At 72.5% G+C, this 15,280-nt stretch carries 17 protein-coding genes; 10 read left to right on the top strand and 7 right to left on the bottom strand.

All coding sequences use genetic code 11. The features are described 5' to 3' along the window. Position 1 precedes the first annotated feature (1 nt). From AB0M76_RS39465 to AB0M76_RS39440, 6 genes are all read left to right on the top strand, one after another. Positions 2-304: a monovalent cation/H(+) antiporter subunit G gene (locus AB0M76_RS39465; protein ID WP_365957562.1), complete on the top strand. Its 303-nt coding sequence runs from the start codon at positions 2-4 to the stop codon at positions 302-304. Continuing rightward, positions 297-623 (top strand): DUF4040 domain-containing protein, encoded by a 327-nt coding sequence (locus AB0M76_RS39460; protein ID WP_365957561.1) that lies wholly within the window; start codon positions 297-299, stop codon positions 621-623. Before AB0M76_RS39465 ends, AB0M76_RS39460 begins: the two co-directional genes overlap by 8 nt. A gap of 14 nt (positions 624-637) precedes the next feature. After that, positions 638-1,417: an MnhB domain-containing protein gene (locus AB0M76_RS39455; protein WP_365957595.1), complete on the top strand. Its 780-nt coding sequence runs from the start codon at positions 638-640 to the stop codon at positions 1,415-1,417. Beyond that, the gene (locus tag AB0M76_RS39450; protein ID WP_365957560.1) at positions 1,417-1,764 is read left to right on the top strand and encodes a sodium:proton antiporter; all 348 of its coding nucleotides are present in this window, start codon (positions 1,417-1,419) and stop codon (positions 1,762-1,764) included. Before AB0M76_RS39455 ends, AB0M76_RS39450 begins: the two co-directional genes overlap by 1 nt. Before the next feature lie 4 nt (positions 1,765-1,768). Then, on the top strand, positions 1,769-3,580 hold the full coding sequence (locus AB0M76_RS39445) for a complex I subunit 5 family protein (protein ID WP_365957559.1): 1,812 nt from the start codon (positions 1,769-1,771) through the stop codon (positions 3,578-3,580). Between the two features lie 155 nt (positions 3,581-3,735). Beyond that, the gene (locus tag AB0M76_RS39440; RefSeq protein WP_365957558.1) at positions 3,736-5,664 is read left to right on the top strand and encodes a protein kinase; all 1,929 of its coding nucleotides are present in this window, start codon (positions 3,736-3,738) and stop codon (positions 5,662-5,664) included. A 60-nt stretch (positions 5,665-5,724) separates the two neighbouring features. Here AB0M76_RS39440 and AB0M76_RS39435 read toward each other — a convergent pair whose 3' ends face one another. Beyond that, entirely contained in the window at positions 5,725-6,102 is a 378-nt protein-coding gene (locus AB0M76_RS39435) for a hypothetical protein (RefSeq protein ID WP_365957557.1), read from the bottom strand. 302 nt (positions 6,103-6,404) lie between these two features. Here AB0M76_RS39435 and AB0M76_RS39430 point away from each other — a divergent pair, with 302 nt between their 5' ends. Together AB0M76_RS39430 and AB0M76_RS39425 are read left to right on the top strand one after the other, a co-directional pair. Next, a complete protein-coding gene (locus AB0M76_RS39430; RefSeq protein ID WP_365957556.1) occupies positions 6,405-7,049 on the top strand; it encodes a DUF4360 domain-containing protein in 645 nt (214 codons plus the stop codon). Positions 7,050-7,113: 64 nt separating this feature from the next. Further along, positions 7,114-7,782 (top strand): DUF4360 domain-containing protein, encoded by a 669-nt coding sequence (locus AB0M76_RS39425; protein WP_365957594.1) that lies wholly within the window; start codon positions 7,114-7,116, stop codon positions 7,780-7,782. Positions 7,783-7,842: 60 nt separating this feature from the next. Here AB0M76_RS39425 and AB0M76_RS39420 read toward each other — a convergent pair whose 3' ends face one another. The 3 genes from AB0M76_RS39420 to AB0M76_RS39410 form a co-directional block, all read right to left on the bottom strand. Then, the gene (locus AB0M76_RS39420) at positions 7,843-9,255 is read right to left on the bottom strand and encodes an Ig-like domain-containing protein (RefSeq protein WP_365957555.1); all 1,413 of its coding nucleotides are present in this window, start codon (positions 9,253-9,255) and stop codon (positions 7,843-7,845) included. Positions 9,256-9,523: 268 nt separating this feature from the next. After that, positions 9,524-9,751, bottom strand: a complete 228-nt coding sequence (locus AB0M76_RS39415; RefSeq protein WP_365957554.1) for a DUF6296 family protein — start codon at positions 9,749-9,751, stop codon at positions 9,524-9,526. 72 nt (positions 9,752-9,823) lie between these two features. Beyond that, complete coding sequence (locus AB0M76_RS39410) at positions 9,824-10,489, bottom strand: 1,4-alpha-glucan branching protein (RefSeq protein WP_365957553.1); 666 nt, start codon at positions 10,487-10,489, stop codon at positions 9,824-9,826. 187 nt (positions 10,490-10,676) lie between these two features. On the opposite strand from AB0M76_RS39410, the gene AB0M76_RS39405 reads away from it, so the two are divergent. Then, positions 10,677-11,102, top strand: coding sequence for a ribonuclease domain-containing protein (locus tag AB0M76_RS39405; RefSeq protein ID WP_365957552.1), 426 nt, complete (start codon positions 10,677-10,679; stop codon positions 11,100-11,102). Between the two features lie 30 nt (positions 11,103-11,132). On the opposite strand, the gene AB0M76_RS39400 is transcribed toward AB0M76_RS39405, so the two are convergent. Both AB0M76_RS39400 and AB0M76_RS39395 read right to left on the bottom strand, forming a co-directional pair. Beyond that, the gene (locus AB0M76_RS39400; protein WP_365957551.1) at positions 11,133-11,753 is read right to left on the bottom strand and encodes an L-threonylcarbamoyladenylate synthase; all 621 of its coding nucleotides are present in this window, start codon (positions 11,751-11,753) and stop codon (positions 11,133-11,135) included. Positions 11,754-11,762: 9 nt separating this feature from the next. Next, positions 11,763-12,485, bottom strand: coding sequence for a TetR/AcrR family transcriptional regulator C-terminal domain-containing protein (locus AB0M76_RS39395; protein WP_365957550.1), 723 nt, complete (start codon positions 12,483-12,485; stop codon positions 11,763-11,765). 121 nt (positions 12,486-12,606) lie between these two features. On the opposite strand from AB0M76_RS39395, the gene AB0M76_RS39390 reads away from it, so the two are divergent. Beyond that, the gene (locus AB0M76_RS39390; protein WP_365957549.1) at positions 12,607-13,353 is read left to right on the top strand and encodes a DUF4386 domain-containing protein; all 747 of its coding nucleotides are present in this window, start codon (positions 12,607-12,609) and stop codon (positions 13,351-13,353) included. Here the strand turns inward: AB0M76_RS39390 and AB0M76_RS39385 are convergent. Beyond that, positions 13,278-14,921, bottom strand: coding sequence for an FAD-dependent monooxygenase (locus tag AB0M76_RS39385; protein ID WP_365957547.1), 1,644 nt, complete (start codon positions 14,919-14,921; stop codon positions 13,278-13,280). The two genes, AB0M76_RS39390 and AB0M76_RS39385, sit on opposite strands and share 76 nt — an antisense overlap. Positions 14,922-15,280 lie beyond the last annotated feature (359 nt).

Genomic DNA, 15,280 nt, shown 5'->3' with positions numbered 1-15,280 from the left:
GATGGCCGTGGGGCATGTGCCGGCGTCCGTACTGCTGTGGCTGGGCGTCGCCTGCCTGCTCGCGGGCGCGGGAGCGCTGGTGCTCCTGCGCGGGAGCCTCGAACGGCTGCACGCTCTGGCCCCCGCCAACGGGCTCGGCGTACCGCTGATCGCGTGCGCCGTGGCCCTGGAGCAGGGCGTCGGCCGGGCAGCCGTGAAGACCCTCCTGATCGGGCTGCTGTTCGCCGTCGGCGGGACCGTGACCACCATCGCCGTCGGCAAGGCCACCGCCGACGAGCAGGAGGGCCGGGTCCGGCATGGATGACGCACTGATCGCCGTCGCCCTGCTGCTCGTCGTGGCGGCCGCGACGCTCGCCGTCCTGTGCCGGGAACCCGTGCGCCAGGCCGCGGCCCTCGCTGTGCTCGGGCTCGCGCTGACCCTCCTGTTCGTCGTACTCCAGGCCCCTGACGTGGCGCTTTCGCAGCTCGCGGTCGGCACGGCGCTGACACCGCTGCTGATCCTCCTCACCGCGCGCAAGGTCCGCCGCCCGCCTGCCGAGCAGCCCGCCCCCGAGGACGACGGGCAGCACGGCGACCGGGACCGCCAGGGCGGCCCGCGGCGCACCCCGCAGGACCGGCCGTGAGGGACCGGACCCGGCTGCTGCTCCTGGGCTGCGCCGCCGCGGTGATCGCCGGCTTCTTCACCGCCGCCTGCCCGCGGCTGCCCGCCTTCGGCACCGACCACCACCCGTACGGGGACCGCGCCGTGGCCGCCGCGCTGGCGCACCACACCGCCAACGTGGTGTCCTCGGTCAACTTCGACCTCCGGGCCCTCGACACCCTCGGTGAGGAGACGATCCTCTTCGTCACCGTCCTCGGATCGACCCTGCTGCTGCGACTGGCCCGTGACGAGCGCAAGGCGCCGCCCCGGAGCGAGCGGGCCCTGCCCACCACCCGGCTGTTCGGGGCCGTCCTGCTGCCCGTCGCCCTCGTGGTGGGCGTGTACGTGGTGGCGCACGGGCAGCTCACACCCGGCGGCGGGTTCCAGGGCGGCGTCGTCCTCGCCACCGCCCTCCACCTGGCCTACCTCGCCGCCGACTACCGGGTCCTGGAACGGGTCCGGCCGCTCGCGGCCCTCGACGTCACCGACGCGCTGGCCGCGGTGTCGTTCACGGCGCTGGGTCTGGCGGGCCTTGCGGCCGGGGGCGCGTTCCTGGAGAACGTCCTGCCCTTCGGCGCGTTCAACCAGATCACCTCGGGCGGCCTCGTCCCGCTCTTCAACGTGGCCGTCGGCGTCGAGGTCGGTTCCGGGCTGATCGTGCTGCTCGCCCACTTCCTCGATCAGGCCGTCGAGATCACCGAGCCGGACGGGCACCCCAGCCCCGAGGGCCGCCCCCGCCGCCGGTCCGGATCCGCTCCGCAGGAGGACGAGAACTGATGGGTGCCCTGCCCTTCCTGGCTGCCGGCTGGGTGCTGCTGATCGCCCTGTACGGGCTGGTCACCAGCCGCAACCTGATCCACGCCATCGGCTGCCTGGCCGTCGCCCAGTCGTCCACGTACCTGATGCTGCTGGGCGTCGGATACCGCCGCGGGGCCAGCGCCCCCGTGTACGGGGACCTCGAGCCCGGCAGCCGGCCCGTCGTCGATCCGGTCGTACAGGCCCTGACCCTCACGGACATCGTGGTCGGCGCCACCGTGACCGCCCTCCTGCTCGCCCTCACCATCCAACTGCGCAAGCGCCATGGAACGGTCGATCCCCAGGCGCTCACCGCGCTCAAGGGCTGACGCCATGGCGGATGCCGAGGCGCTCCTCCCGCTGTCCGTCGCGATCCCGCTGATCGGGGCCGTCCTGCTGGCCGTGGCCGGCCGGTGGCTGCCCCGGCTCGGCTGCGACCTCCTCGCCACCACGACGGCAGCGGCCGGCCTCGGCTGCCTGGTCGCCCTGTGGCCGCACACCGCGGACCGGGCGGCCGTCCGGATCGGCGGACACCCTGCGGACATCGGGATCGTCCTGCTCGCCGATCCGCTGGGCACCGGACTGGCCTTGCTCGCCGCGGTGCTCGTCCTCGCCGTGATCGTCTACTCCTGGCGCTACTTCGACGAGCCGGCCGGGGACCGGGCCGGGGTCTTCCCCGCGCTGATCCTGCTCTTCGAGGCGGGCATGGTCGGCTTTGCGCTGACGGCCGACCTGTTCAACGCCTTCGTCTTCTTCGAGCTGATGAGCGTCGCCGCGTTCGCGCTCACCGGCTACCGCATCGAGGACCCGAGGCCGCTGCAGGGCGCCCTCACCTTCGGGATCGTCACTTCCTTCGCCGCGTACGGCTCTCTCCTCGGCATCGCCCTGCTGTACGCCCGTACCGGGGAGCTCAACCTCGCCCGGCTCGGGGAGCGGCTCGACGGGCAGCCCACGGACGCCCTGACGGTGGTCGCCTTCGTCTTCGTCGTCACCGCGTTCCTGGTCAAGGCCGCGGCCGCGCCGTTCCACTTCTGGCTGCCCGATGCGCATGCCGTCGCCCCGACCCCGGTCTGCATGCTGATGTCCGGGGTGATGGTCGAGCTGGGCGTGTACGGGGTCGCCCGCGTGTACTGGGCGGTGTTCTCGGGGCCCGGCGGGATGCCGCACACCGCGTTCCGGACCACCTTCGTTGCGATCGGGGTCGTCACCGCGCTGCTCGGCGCCCTCATGTGCTGGCCGCAGCGGCACCTGAAGCGGATGCTGGCCTTCTCCACCGTCAGCCACGTCGGGCTGTTCCTCGTCGGCGTCTCCCTCCTCACCCCGGCCGGTACCGCCGCCACGGCGGTGTACGTGGCCGGCCATGGCTGCGCGAAGGCGGCGCTCTTCGGGCTGTGCGGGGTGCTGCTCGACCTGTACGGATCGGTGGACGAACACGGGCTGCACGGCAAGGCGCGCGCCCACCGGGCGGTGGGGCTGCTGTCCGCCCTCGGCGCCCTGGTCCTGGCCGGACTCCCACCGTTCGGCGCGGGTCTGGGCAAGGCGCTCGGCGAGGAGGCGGCGGGCCATGCGCTGTTGCCGGTGTTCCTCCTCACCTCCGCGGTGACCGGCGGCGCGCTGCTGCGAGCCACGGCCCGGATCTTCTGGGGGGCCGGGCCGCCCCCGCGCACGGCACCCGCAGACGCCGAGACCACCGGGGACGGGGAGGAACCGGAGGTACGCGCGGCCAGGCAGTCGCCGCGCCCGCCCATGGTCGCGGTACCGGCGGCGCTGCTGCTCCTGGGCCTGCTCGTCGGCACCGTACCGGCGGTCGCGGAGAGCCTGGGCCACGGCGCGGAACTCTTCACCGACCGGGCGGGCTACGGCGCGGCCGCCGGCGGCAGCGAGCTCCGGGGCGGCACGGCCCCGGAGGCGGTCGCGACGGACTGGACCGCGTTGGGCGCCGGGCTCGGCGTGGCCTCGGCGGCGTCGGCCTGCCTGTTGGCGGGGGCCGCGCTCTGGTGGCCGGGCGGCGCCACCCTGCGGCGGGCGGCGGCCGCCGCGGTCCTGCCGCTGCGCCGCCTGCACTCGGGGCTGGTCGGCGACTACCTGGCCTGGCTGGCCGTGGGCATGGCCGCGCTCCTGCTGGCCATGGCCCTCCAGGCGTAGCGGGCATGACCGTACGTCATGCCGCGACGTGCTTACCCGGGCACGGGTACGGGTACGGTGGCCGGCGAAGAGGACGAGCCACGAAGTTGGGTACCCTCTCGGTTGGCTTCGGGGCTTCGGCAGGCTGAACTGCCGTGACAGGGGATGGATTTTTCATGAGTACACCTTCTACCGACCTTTTCCAGCCGCTCAGGCCCGACGACCCGGCCACGGTGGGCGGTTACCGTCTGACCGCCGTGCTGGGCGCGGGCGGCATGGGCAAGGTGTACCTCTCCTACACGCCGGGCGGGCGGCCCATCGCCCTCAAGGTGATCCGGCCCGAGTTCAGCGAGGACCCCGAGTTCCGGCGGCGCTTCCAGCAGGAAGTGCGGGCGGCGCAGCGGGTGCAGGGCCTCTACACCGCGCCCGTCATCGACTTCGACACCGAGGGCTCCCAGCCCTGGCTGGCCACGGCCTACGTACCGGGCCCCTCCCTCGCGCACGCCGTTGCCGGGCACGGGCGGCTGCCGCTGCGCAGTGTGCTGCTGCTGACCGTAGGGGTCGCCGAGGCGCTGCACGTCATCCACGGCGCGGGCATCGTCCACCGTGACCTGAAGCCCGCGAACGTACTCCTCGCCGGCGACGGTCCTCGCGTGATCGACTTCGGCATCGCCCGTGCGGCGGACGCCACTTCCCTGACCGGCAGCGGCGTCAGCGTCGGCACGCCCGCGTTCATGGCGCCCGAGCAGGCTTCCGCCGGTACGGTCACCGCCTGCACCGACATCTTCGCCCTCGGCCAGATCGTGGCGTACGCCGCGATCGGTGCGCCCGCCTACGGCGAGGGGTCCTCGCACGCCGTGCTGTACCGCATCGTGCACGAGGACCCCGACCTCAGCGCACTGCCGGAGGAGCTGCGGCCCCTGGTGACGCGGTGCCTCAGCCGTGACCCGGCGGACCGGCCCACGCTGACCGAGGTCATCCAGATGTGCCACGACCTCTCTCCCGTCCCGCTCCGCCAGGGCGAGGACTGGCTGCCCCAGGCCGTCGCCGGTTCGATCACCGAGCGCCTCCGGCTGCCCGAACCGGCGCAGACCCCGCCGCCGCAGCCCGCCGCGGCCCCGACGCCGACCGAAGTCTCCCCGCAGCCTCCGGCGCAGGGCGCGCCCCCGTACCCGCCCTCCGGTCTCGGCGTGGCCGCCGCGCCGACGCAGAGCGCCCCCGCCGCTCCGCCGCACGCACCGGCCGGTCCCGCTGCTCCGGGCGCGGTGCCGCCCGCTCCGACGCATGCCGCAGCTGCTCCCGCGGCTCCGGGCGCGGTGCCGCCCGGCTATCACACGCCGCCGCCCGGCTACCAGACCCAGCCCAGTTACCAGACGCCGCCGCCCGGGTATCAGACCCAGCCCGGTTACCAGACGCCGCCGCCCGGGTACGTGCAGGGCTTCCACGCCCCGTCGCCCTCCCACCACCCCGGCTACCCGCCGCCCGCGCCGCAGCGCAAGCCGAAGGGGCTGATCATCGCCGGGGCCGTCGTGGCAGCGGTGATCGGCCTCGCGGTCATCGGTTCCCTGCTGCCGGACCGCTCCGGCAACAAGGCCAAGGACGGTTCGGCTTCCACCGGCGGAAGCCCGAGCGCCGCAACCCCCAGCGGCGGCTCCCAGGACAAGAGCGGGAAGCGCACCGACCCCACCCCGGCCTCCTACCAGGGCGTGAACCTGACGGCCAACTACCAGCTCATGCTGGCCGACAACCCGCCGCGCCCCGCCACCGGCGGCAACGTCGGCGTGTTGTACAACCACGGAGACCTGTACTTCTACCTCGACACCCTCTTCGGGGACACGAAGGTCGGGACCAACAACGGCAAGCTGGTCGTGCTGAACAACTCGCAGAAGGGCTCGCTCGAAACCTGCCGCGCCGAAACCCGCTACACCGAGAAGATCGGCCTCGATCAGCTCTCGGACGGGACGGAGATCTGCGTGCTCAGCGATGCGGGCCACATCGCGGTGGCGACGTACCGCGGCAAGTCGGGCGCGAACGACCCGAGCAACTACATCACGCTCGACCTCACGATCTGGCGCAACGCCGAGGAGCCGAAGAAGAGGAGCTGAGGCTCCGGGGCACTCGCGCCGCGAGTGCCCCGAGTGCCCCGAACGCAGGCCGTCCCGGCTCTACAGCCGCTCTTCCATCCCGATGGCGGATTCCAGGTCCTCGCGGGCCTTGCTCTGGCCCTCCTTGCCCTCCTGCTGCTCCAGCAGGGCCGCGGCGATCGCGTCGAGCTTGCGCTGGATGGCGTGCTCGGCGCGGCGCTCGGAGTTCTTCAGCAGGGCCAGCAGCAGCAGGGACACGGCGCCCATGGCGTCGCCCGCGAGGTGCTGCCACTCCGTGGACAGCCCTGCCGCGTGAGTGGCCACGTAACCGGCGACCAGGAGCACGCAGAGCAGGGAGAAGACGGCGGAGCTCGTGAAGTTGGAGGCGAGCTCGGCCAGCTTCTCGAAGCGGGCGGAACGCCCCTCGCTCGTGCGCTCCGCCGGGTGCTGCAAAGCCATGCCCTGCGCCTGCCCATCCCGGACCACCGCACACACTCCTTCTGGTCATTGTCGCGCCACGGCCGTGTGCCGGGTTTCCCGGGCGGGGTGGGGGAGCGGGCCTGATGAGCGGGCGCGGCGGGGGGCTGCGGGGGATTGCGGAATTCGGCCAGGGCGCGCGGGCCGGGGGCGTTGTCCATATCGCGTCCTTCCCAGCAGACACCCGCTGTGGTGGCATGTGCATGCCGAAATTCCCGGTTCCGCAGGGCGAATTCTTCCGCAGGGCGAATTCTTCCGCGGGACGAATGAATGGAGAAACGAAGATGTTGCTCCGCAGGCTCACTGTCGGCGCGGCGGTCGCGGCGTTATCCGCCCTGGCCCTGCCCGCGCAGGCACATACCGTGTCCACGCCACCCGGAAGAATCACCGTCGACGTGGTCGGCGTCAACGGATCGGGATGCCCCCAGGGGACCGCGAGCGTCGCCGCGGCCTCCGACAACACGTCGTTCACCGTCACGTACAGCAACTACCTGGCCCAGGCCGGCGCCGGCTCCGGCGGTACCGAGTTCCGCAAGAACTGTCAGCTCGCCCTGCAGATCCACGTACCGCAGGGGTTCACGTACGCCATCGCCCGCGCCGACTACCGCGGCTTCGCCCACCTCCAGCGCGGGGCCTACGGCCAGGAGCGCGCCAACTACTACTTCCAGGGCATGGCGCAGACGGCCCGCACGGCCCACCAGTTCAATGGCCCGTACTCCGACAACTGGCAGGCGAGCGACCAGACCGAGTACCAGGACCTCGTCTATGCGCCCTGCGGCGAGGAGCGCAACCTCAACGTCAACAGCGAACTGCGCGTCTACTCGGGGTCGTCGAACCCGCAGGCCCTGAGCTTTATGAGCATGGACTCGACGGACGGCAGCGTCAGCACGATCTACCACTTCGCGTGGAAGGAATGCCCCGCGGCCTGACGCGGCGTGAGTGAGCGCAGGAAACACCGATCGATGGTCAGGAGTGACAACGATGTCTCATTCCCTGTCTCGTACCCTGCTCACCGGCAGCGCGGCGGCCGTGCTGATCGCCACGGCGACGACGTCCGCCGGAGCCGCAGGCCACACCCCGCAGATCACCGCACCCCCCGACAAGATCGTGATCGAACTCGCCACGGTCAACGGATCCGGCTGTCGCGAAGGCACCGCCGAGGTGGCCGTCGCGCCGGACAACACCGCCTTCACGGTCACCTACAGTGAGTACCTCGCCCAGGTGGGCCCCGGTGCGCCGCCGACGGCATTCCGCAAGAACTGCCAGCTCAATCTCCGCGTCCACGTTCCTTCGGGATTCACCTACGCGATTGTCCAGGCGGACTACCGCGGATTCGCATTTCTCCAGCCCGGTGCATGGGGGCAGGAGCGGGCGAACTACTACTTCCAGGGAATGCCCCAGACGACTCAGCGCACCCACCAGTTCAACGGGCCGCACAACGACAACTGGCAGGCGAGCGACAAGACCGAGTACGCGGATCTGGTCTGGGCGCCGTGCGGAGAGAAACGAAACTTCAACATCAATACGGAACTGCGCGTGAATGCGGGCACGTCCAACCCGCAGACCTCCACCAGCTTCATGGCCATGGACTCCACGGACGCGAGCGTGAGCACCCTCTACCACCTCGCCTGGCAGGTCTGCCCCACTCCCAAGCACCCCTGACGGCCCGGCATGTGCTGTACCCGGCGAATCCGCCGGGTACAGCACGGCCTCATCGCGCCATCACGTCAGGGGGTGCAGCCGGGACGGGGCGTGGCGGGACACCGCCGGGTGGGCGGCGGCCGGGACGGGGGCGGACGTGAGGGCACTGCCCGCCTGCCAGGCCCGCCAGTCCAGATTCCAGTCGCCGAAGCCGTTGTCGAAGGGCGCCATCGGCTCGCCGCCGCTGTTCACCACCTGCACGATGTCCCCCTCCCGTACCGTCTGGAAGAACCAGGCGGCGTCCGTCGTGCTCATGCCCGTGCAGCCGTGGCTCACGTTCTCCTCGCCCTGCGACGCGACCGACCAGGGCGCGGCGTGCACGTACTCGCCGCTCCACGTCACCCGCGTCGCGTAGAACACCGGCAGGTCGTAGAACTCGCTCGTGCCGCGCTTGATGCCGACGGTGTCCCCGCGCATCCGGACCTGGTACTCCTTGCCCAGCACGACCTTGACGCCGCTGCGGGTCCGGAACCCCGCCTTGCCGGTGGTGACCGGGATCGTCCGGATGACCCGGCCGTTGCGGCGTACGGTCATCTCGTGGGCGGCTGAGTCGGTGACCGCCTCGATCCGGTCCCCGATGGTGAACTCCGTGGAGTCGGACGGGCCGCCGTAGCCGTGGTCGCCGAGCTCGACCCCGTCGAGACCGCTCGTCACGTGCACCTCGGCGTGCGCCGGCCAGTACGTACGCGGCCGGTAGTGCAGCGTCGAGTCGTCCACCCAGTGCCAGCCGCCCTCGACCGCCGGCTCCGAGGTCACCTGGAGCGCCCGCTCCACCCGTGCCCGGGCGGTCCGGTCGGTGGCCGGAACCGGCCGGCTCAGGGCGGCCGTCACGATCTGCCCCGCGCCGTACGTCCCGGGCCTCGGCCCGAACTCCACCGTGAGCCTGCCCCCGTCCGGGGGCGGCGTGGTCCGGAAGGCCATGGTGACGCCGACCGGCGTCCCGGCCGCGTCCTGTGCGCCGACCCGTACGGTGTAGAGCTCGCCGGCCCGCAGCGGCTCGGTGTTGGTCCAGCGGCGGCTCTTCGGGGCGAGTGTGCCGCCCACGTAGCGCCCGTGCCTGTCGCGGACGGTGACATCGGTGAGCTGTCCCGCCTGGGCGAGCGCGATCTCGAGCGGACCGCCGGCGTTCGTGGGGAGGACGACCGTACGCGCCGGCCCGTCGGCCTCGCGGGAGGCGGGCCTCCGCAGCACCGACCCGGCGCCCCGGGCAGTGGCCCGTACGCGCTGTTGCCGCCAGCCGGTGCACAGGCCGTCCCGGAAGCCCTCCACCGCGCACCGGGCGGCGATGCCGCCGTCCCCCTCGTCCAGGGCCCGGCCGACCAGCAGGGTCACGGAGGCGTGGGGGCCGCCGCCCGCCGACCCTTTGGCATCCTGCTCCGGCGCCCGGTCCGGCGTCGCGGCGACGACGAGGACGGCGCCGGTCGCGGCGGCCACCACACTCCACGCCCAGATCGTTCGTGCCCGTCTCGCCTTTCGCTCCTGTTGTGCACGGTGCGTCGATGACTTCGCCACGCAGCCCTCCCAGCTCGCCCACGGCCCGATGGGAGTATCAAAACGATTGCGCGGCTAAATGATGATCATGCGCTCGGAGGGTGCGACCGAACGGGCACGCAAGAGAACTCGTACGGAGCAACGGAAAAGGGCGGCGGAGCAACCTCGGCGGCCCGGCCGCCACTTGCCGGCGCGGCCGCGAGCGCGCCGTTCAGGGCAGCGGCCGGACCCGGACCACGCGGGCCGGGTTCTGGCCGCCGCCGGAGGCCAGGACGCGTACCTCCTCCTGGTCGCTGATCTCCGCCCGGACGATGCCGGTCGCGTCCGTGTAGACCGGGTGGCCGCCCGGACCGGCCTGGCCGGTGGCCGTCACCACGACGACGTCCTCGCTCGTGTCCGGTCCCTCGGAAAACACCAGCTCGTAGCGCTCGGAACTCATCCGCGCCCTCCTCTGCCGGGCGAAAGAGCGTCCCCCACCTCCATGATGCGCGCAGTGCCCGGTGCGCGCCGCCTACGCGCGGACGACGGCGTACCGGCCGCGTGCCTTCGCGCCGTCCGGCAGCGTCCAGTCAGCGGTGACGTGCCCCAGCAGCTGCCCGGCGGGGGCGGCCTGCGCCGGTGCGGGCCGCAGGACGCGCTGCACGCTGATGGTCAGCTTCCCGGCGGAGGTCTGCACGAGCACATCGGACGTGTCCGGCCCGGCGGAGACCGCCAAGACGGCGAGCGGCCCCGGGTGGCCGGCCCCCGCGGACCAGCCCGTGACGGTCGGGTCGGGCGCGTCGCTCTCGCTCTGGGCCTGCGCCTCGGCCTCGCCGAGCACGAGCGCGTACAACCGGTCGACGAGCACCGGGTCGTGGGTCCCGTCATAGATCCACCGGTGCCCCAGCACCCCGTGCTCGGAGGTGCCGATGAGGGCGTCTTCCGCCCCGTCGAGCGGGGCTCCGCGGTAGGTGAGCGGCACGAGGTAGGTGACCGGTCGGTCTCCCGCACCGTCGGTGACCGCCATGAACTCGATCCCGACCTCGCCCTGCGGGTCGTCGAGCCGGAAGCCCCCGGCCTTGGCCGGCTGCGGCGCACTCGCCGCGTCCGGGCCCTGGTACCAGGGCTGAGCGGGAAGCCAGGAAGCGAGCAGTTCCAGCTTGCCGGGGGTCATCGTGGTCCGGTGGACGACGGCCATGGTGCGGCACCTCTCTCGGTCGACTGGAGATCATCCTGCCATCGGCGTCGCGCGGTGCCTCAGGTTGCGTCCGCCTTAAGCGGCGGCGGCATCCGTGCCAAGGGCTGCGTACACCCGGTGAACAGGCAGGAAACTCAACGGAGTTGGCGTTGACGGCCGCTGCTCTACGCGCGTCATCATGGGCCGCATGAGAATCCCCCCACGCTTCGTGGCCCTCGCCGGCGCCGCGGCAGTCGCCGCCGCGCTCCTCACCGGACCGGCCGCCTCGGCGGCCCCCGCTCCCGCCTCCGGGCCCGCCTCCGTCGCCGAGGCCACCTCCGCGGCCTCGGTCGGCAGCATCTGCTACTCGGCGCTGCCGTCCCAGGCACACCACACCCTCGACCTCATCGACGAAGGCGGTCCGTTCCCCTACTCCCAGGACGGCGTCGTCTTCCAGAACCGTGAGCGGCTGCTGCCGATCCACGGCAGCGGCTACTACCACGAGTACACCGTCGTCACCCCGGGCTCGCCGACCCGCGGGGCGCGCCGGATCATCACCGGACAGCAGTGGGAGGAGGACTACTACACCTCCGACCACTACGCGACGTTCCGGCGCATCAACTTCGGCTGCTGACCGGCCCGTCCGCACGACCTGCGGGCGGCATCACTCGAAGCGCGTGGTGTCGCCCGCTCCGCGGCGTACGATCTCGGCGCCGCCGCCGGAGAAGTCGATGACCGTGGTCGGCTCGGTCCCGCAGTCACCCGAGTCGACCACGACGTCCACCAGGTAGTCGAGCCGCTCCTTGATCTCCCAGCCCTGCGTCAGCGGCTCCGGCTCGTCGGGCAGGAGCAGGGTGCTGGACAGCAGCGGCTCGCCCAGCTCGGCGAGCAGGGCCTGGGTCACCGCGTGGTCGGGGATGCGTACGCCGACCGTCTTCTTCTTGGGGTGCAGCAGCTGGCGCGGCACTTCCTTCGTCGCGGGGAGGATGAAGGTGTAACTGCCCGGCGTGGACGCCTTGATCGCGCGGAACACGTCGTTGTCGATCTGCACGAACTGGCCCAGCTGGGCGAAGTCCTGGCACACCAGCGTGAAGTGGTGGCGGTCGTCGAGATTGCGGATGGACCGGATCCGGGCGAGGCCGTCACGGTTGCCGAGCTGGCAGCCCAGCGCGTAGCAGGAGTCCGTGGGGTACGCGACGAGCGCGCCGGAGCGGATGCTGTCAGCGACACTGCCGATGGTGCGCTGCTGGGGGTTCTCGGGGTGCACGTCGAAGTACTTGGCCATTGGCCGAGCCTACGCGATCAGGCCACCCCCGGTGCGCGAGCGGCGGGCGCTCGACGTCCAGCCCTGCTGCCGGAGGCGTTCGAAGCCGTCCAGGAGCAGGTCCAGCGCGAACTCGAACTCGAACTGGTCGTCACAGCCGCCGCCCACGACGGAGTCCCCTTCGTGGGCGGCGGCCATGGCCAGCTCCGTGACGTGGGGGTAGGCCGCCGCGGCCTCCGGGGGGACGGCCGGCTGCCCCTCCGGATCGGGGCCCGGGGCGGCGTCGAACAGCTCCTGGGTGAATCCCAGCATGCGGCTGCCCAGTGCGTGCATCACGTGGTGGGTGAGATCGACCGAGAAACCTCCGGCGCGGAACATCCCGATCACCGAGTCCATGTACGCGAGCACCGCCGGCGTCGGGCCGGTGCGCGACCGGATCACCTGAGCCGCCCACGGATGCCCCAGCAGGGCCGCCCGCGCCGAGAGGATTCGCTGCCGGACCGCGCCCTGCCAGTCGGATCCGGGGGCCGGGGGGTCGATCTCGCCCACGACGGTCTCCACCATGCCGTCCAGGAGCTGTTCCTTGTTGGCGACGTGCTTGTAGAGCGCCATCGGCACCACGCCCAGCTCCTGGGCGAGCCTGCGCATGCTCAGCGCCTCGATCCCGATGCCGTCGGCCAGCGTGACGGCGGCGCGCAGCACCCGGTCCCTGCTCAGGGGCGCCCGGGGCGCTGCCTCCGTCTGCCGGGTCATCTCGATCAGCTCCCTCGTGGTCCGTGCGCGGGCGGGGTTCCCGGCTTGACGAGTGTACGGCGTACACCTAACGTACGGCTCAGGTGTACGCCGTACACCTAAGAAGAGGGGTCGGTTCCGCATGAGCTCAGCCAGGAAAATCGCCGTCGTGACGGGTGTGCTGTTCCTCGTCACCGAGGTCGCCGCGATCGGCGGGCTCGCGCTCTACGGCCCCGTGCTGCACGACGCCGACTACGTCCTCGGCGCCGGCGCCGACACCCGGGTGTTCCTCGGGGCGCTGTTCGAGTTCGTCCTCGCGCTGGCGGTCGTAGGCACCGGGGTCGCCCTGTACCCGGTCCTCAGGAGACAGAACGAAGGCGCCGCACTCGGCTACGTCTGCGGGCGCCTCCTGGAGGCCGCCGTCATCGTCGTCGGCATCATCAGCGTCCTGTCGGTGGTGACGCTGCGCAGGGACACCGCGGGAGCGGCGGGCGCCGATGCCCCGTCCCTCGTCACGGCCGCCGACACCCTCGTGGCGATCCACGACTGGACGTTCCTCTTCGGCCCCAACTTCGTCCTGGGCGCCAACACCCTGGTCCTGGCCTGCCTGATGTACCGCTCACGGCTCGTCCCGCGGCCCGTCGCCGTACTGGGACTGGTCGGCGGCGCCATGATCTGCGGCTCGGCGACCGCCGTGCTGTTCGGCCTCTACGAGCAGGTCTCGGTCGCCGGATCCCTCGCTGCCCTCCCGGTGTTCGCCTGGGAAGTGACCTTGGCCGTCCGGCTCCTCGCCAAGGGGTTCACCGGGCCCGCTCAGCCCGCGAACACCGCCGAGAAGTGGGCGAGCAGCCCCGCAGCGGTCGGCGGGCACAGTCTGGCGCCGAGGTAGCCGTCCGGCCGGACCACGAACGCCGCCGGCTCCCGCACCCCGTACATCCGGGCGAACTCGCCCCGGCCGTCCCGGTACACGGGCACCGGGGCCGACGCCGGCCGGTCGGGCTCGCTCTGCGCGAGGATCGCGCACACCCCGACCCGGCCCGTGGCGAAACCCCGTACCGCGGACGTGAGTTCGGCGAGGCCGTCCAGCGCCGGGCGGGGCCCGTACAGCAGCAGCACGTGCTCGCGGCCGCGCAGCAGGTCGTACAGCCGCAGCGGATAGGCGGCGAGGTCGCCGGCGAGCCCGCCGCAGTCCGGTGCCCGGTCGCCGGGCTGCGGTCCGGGAGCAGCGCCCGCGTCCGGCTCCGCCCGCTGCACCACGGGGCTGCCCCGGTAGCCGACGAGCAGCTGGGCCTGGCGCATCATCAGCGTCTCCGCGTCCTCCGGATCGGCCTGGACGCCCTCCGCGGCGTGCCGGACGGTACGGCCGACGACCTCCTCGCCCACCGGCCGGCGCTCGGCGTCGTAACTCGCGACCAGCCCCGGAGCTGCGGCACCGTCCACGGCCAGCGCCAGCTTCCAGGCCAGGTTCCAGGCGTCCTGAATCCCGGTGTTCATGCCCTGCGCGCCGGTCGGCGGATGGATGTGCGCCGCGTCCCCGGCCACGAAGACCCGCCCGGCCCCGTACCGGTCCACCAGCCGGTGGCTGATCCGGAACACGGACGACCAGCGCATGGCCGACGCGGTGGTCGGCTGCGGAGACAGCCGGTCCAGGACGGCCTGGATATGGCCGAGTCCGGGAGCCCGGCTGCCCTCCAGGCCGTGCGCCACCCCGTCTCCGCCCTCGGGCGGAGCGGCGGAGAGCTCGGGCGGCACCGTCATCGACACCCGGTAGCGGCGGTCGCCCGGCAGCGGGATGCACACCAGCACGTCGTCCACGGCGCCCGCGGCATCGTGGTGCATGGCCCGCACCCCGTACGCGTACGGCAGGTCCCAGTCGACCTCCACATCGGCGAGCATGTACTCCTCGGGGAAGGCGCCTCCCTCGAAGCTCAGGCCGAGCCCCTTGCGGACGATGCTTTGCGCGCCGTCGCAACCCACGAGGAACCGGGTCCGGACCTCCTCCTCCCCGCTGGGAGTCGTGAGCCGGCTGGTCACCCCGTCCGCGTCCTGGACGAACGACACGAGCTCGGTGCCCCGCTCGATGCGCGTCCCGAAGCGCTCCAGGAACTCCTCGATGATCCGCTCGGTCTCGTACTGCGGCAGCGCGGCGAAGCGGTACGGGACCTCGGGCGGCAGCACCAGGTCCAGCCGGGGCTGCTCCACGCCGTTCACGTACGTCAGCTGCCCGCGCATCGGGACGGCCGCCTCCAGGGCGGCCTGGACGAAGCCCATCCGGTCCCAGATCTCCAGGGTCCGCGGCTGGATCCCCACCGCCTTCGCGTACGGCAGCCTCGCCGGGAGCCGGTCGACGATACGGCAGGCGATCCCGCGCCGCCGCAGCTCGGCGGCCGCCGTCAGCCCGACCGGGCCGGCGCCCGCCACCAGGACGTCCGCAGCTGCTCCATCGGTGTACACCATCGGCGCCTCCCGGGCGGGTCCCCGTAGGGATCTCCCCCCATGGTGGCCCGGAGGCCCGCTCCCGGCGATCGGTGCGGAGGCCGGGCCGAACCCGTGGCCACCGCCCGCTGCGCCGGCGCGGCGCGAGCCGGCCGCCGACCGGAAAACATCGGACGCCCTAAGCGGCCTTGGTGAAGGGGGGTGCGTTTTCGCGTCGTCCGGTGCGGTGCATCGCAAGGCGGAGCGGCACGCTTGTGCTGGACGTACCAGGGTGCTGCGACAACACGGCGAGGCGCCGTGCCGGGCGGCGCGGGGGCGTGCCCCACTTCCCCGAGACCGCTTACGACCCGGGGATGAATTGTTCCGGTGCTGGTGAGGCC

It is taken from the genome of Streptomyces sp. NPDC051364 (assembly GCF_040682115.1).
Lineage (GTDB): Bacteria > Actinomycetota > Actinomycetes > Streptomycetales > Streptomycetaceae > Streptomyces.
The sequence above is the reverse complement of the archived record's forward strand: the minus strand, read 5'-3'. Positions and strand labels throughout refer to the sequence as shown.

Coding starts and splice junctions, on each gene's coding strand:
- AB0M76_RS39460 (WP_365957561.1), top strand. CDS start 297: ATGGATGACGCACTGATCGCCGTCGCCCTGCTGCTCGTCGTGGCGGCC.
- AB0M76_RS39400 (WP_365957551.1), bottom strand. CDS start 11,753: ATGGCCAAGTACTTCGACGTGCACCCCGAGAACCCCCAGCAGCGCACC.
- AB0M76_RS39390 (WP_365957549.1), top strand. CDS start 12,607: ATGAGCTCAGCCAGGAAAATCGCCGTCGTGACGGGTGTGCTGTTCCTC.
- AB0M76_RS39415 (WP_365957554.1), bottom strand. CDS start 9,751: ATGAGTTCCGAGCGCTACGAGCTGGTGTTTTCCGAGGGACCGGACACG.
- AB0M76_RS39385 (WP_365957547.1), bottom strand. CDS start 14,921: ATGGTGTACACCGATGGAGCAGCTGCGGACGTCCTGGTGGCGGGCGCC.
- AB0M76_RS39405 (WP_365957552.1), top strand. CDS start 10,677: ATGAGAATCCCCCCACGCTTCGTGGCCCTCGCCGGCGCCGCGGCAGTC.
- AB0M76_RS39445 (WP_365957559.1), top strand. CDS start 1,769: ATGGCGGATGCCGAGGCGCTCCTCCCGCTGTCCGTCGCGATCCCGCTG.
- AB0M76_RS39440 (WP_365957558.1), top strand. CDS start 3,736: ATGAGTACACCTTCTACCGACCTTTTCCAGCCGCTCAGGCCCGACGAC.
- AB0M76_RS39430 (WP_365957556.1), top strand. CDS start 6,405: ATGTTGCTCCGCAGGCTCACTGTCGGCGCGGCGGTCGCGGCGTTATCC.
- AB0M76_RS39465 (WP_365957562.1), top strand. CDS start 2: ATGGCCGTGGGGCATGTGCCGGCGTCCGTACTGCTGTGGCTGGGCGTC.
- AB0M76_RS39450 (WP_365957560.1), top strand. CDS start 1,417: ATGGGTGCCCTGCCCTTCCTGGCTGCCGGCTGGGTGCTGCTGATCGCC.
- AB0M76_RS39395 (WP_365957550.1), bottom strand. CDS start 12,485: ATGACCCGGCAGACGGAGGCAGCGCCCCGGGCGCCCCTGAGCAGGGAC.
- AB0M76_RS39410 (WP_365957553.1), bottom strand. CDS start 10,489: ATGGCCGTCGTCCACCGGACCACGATGACCCCCGGCAAGCTGGAACTG.
- AB0M76_RS39435 (WP_365957557.1), bottom strand. CDS start 6,102: ATGGCTTTGCAGCACCCGGCGGAGCGCACGAGCGAGGGGCGTTCCGCC.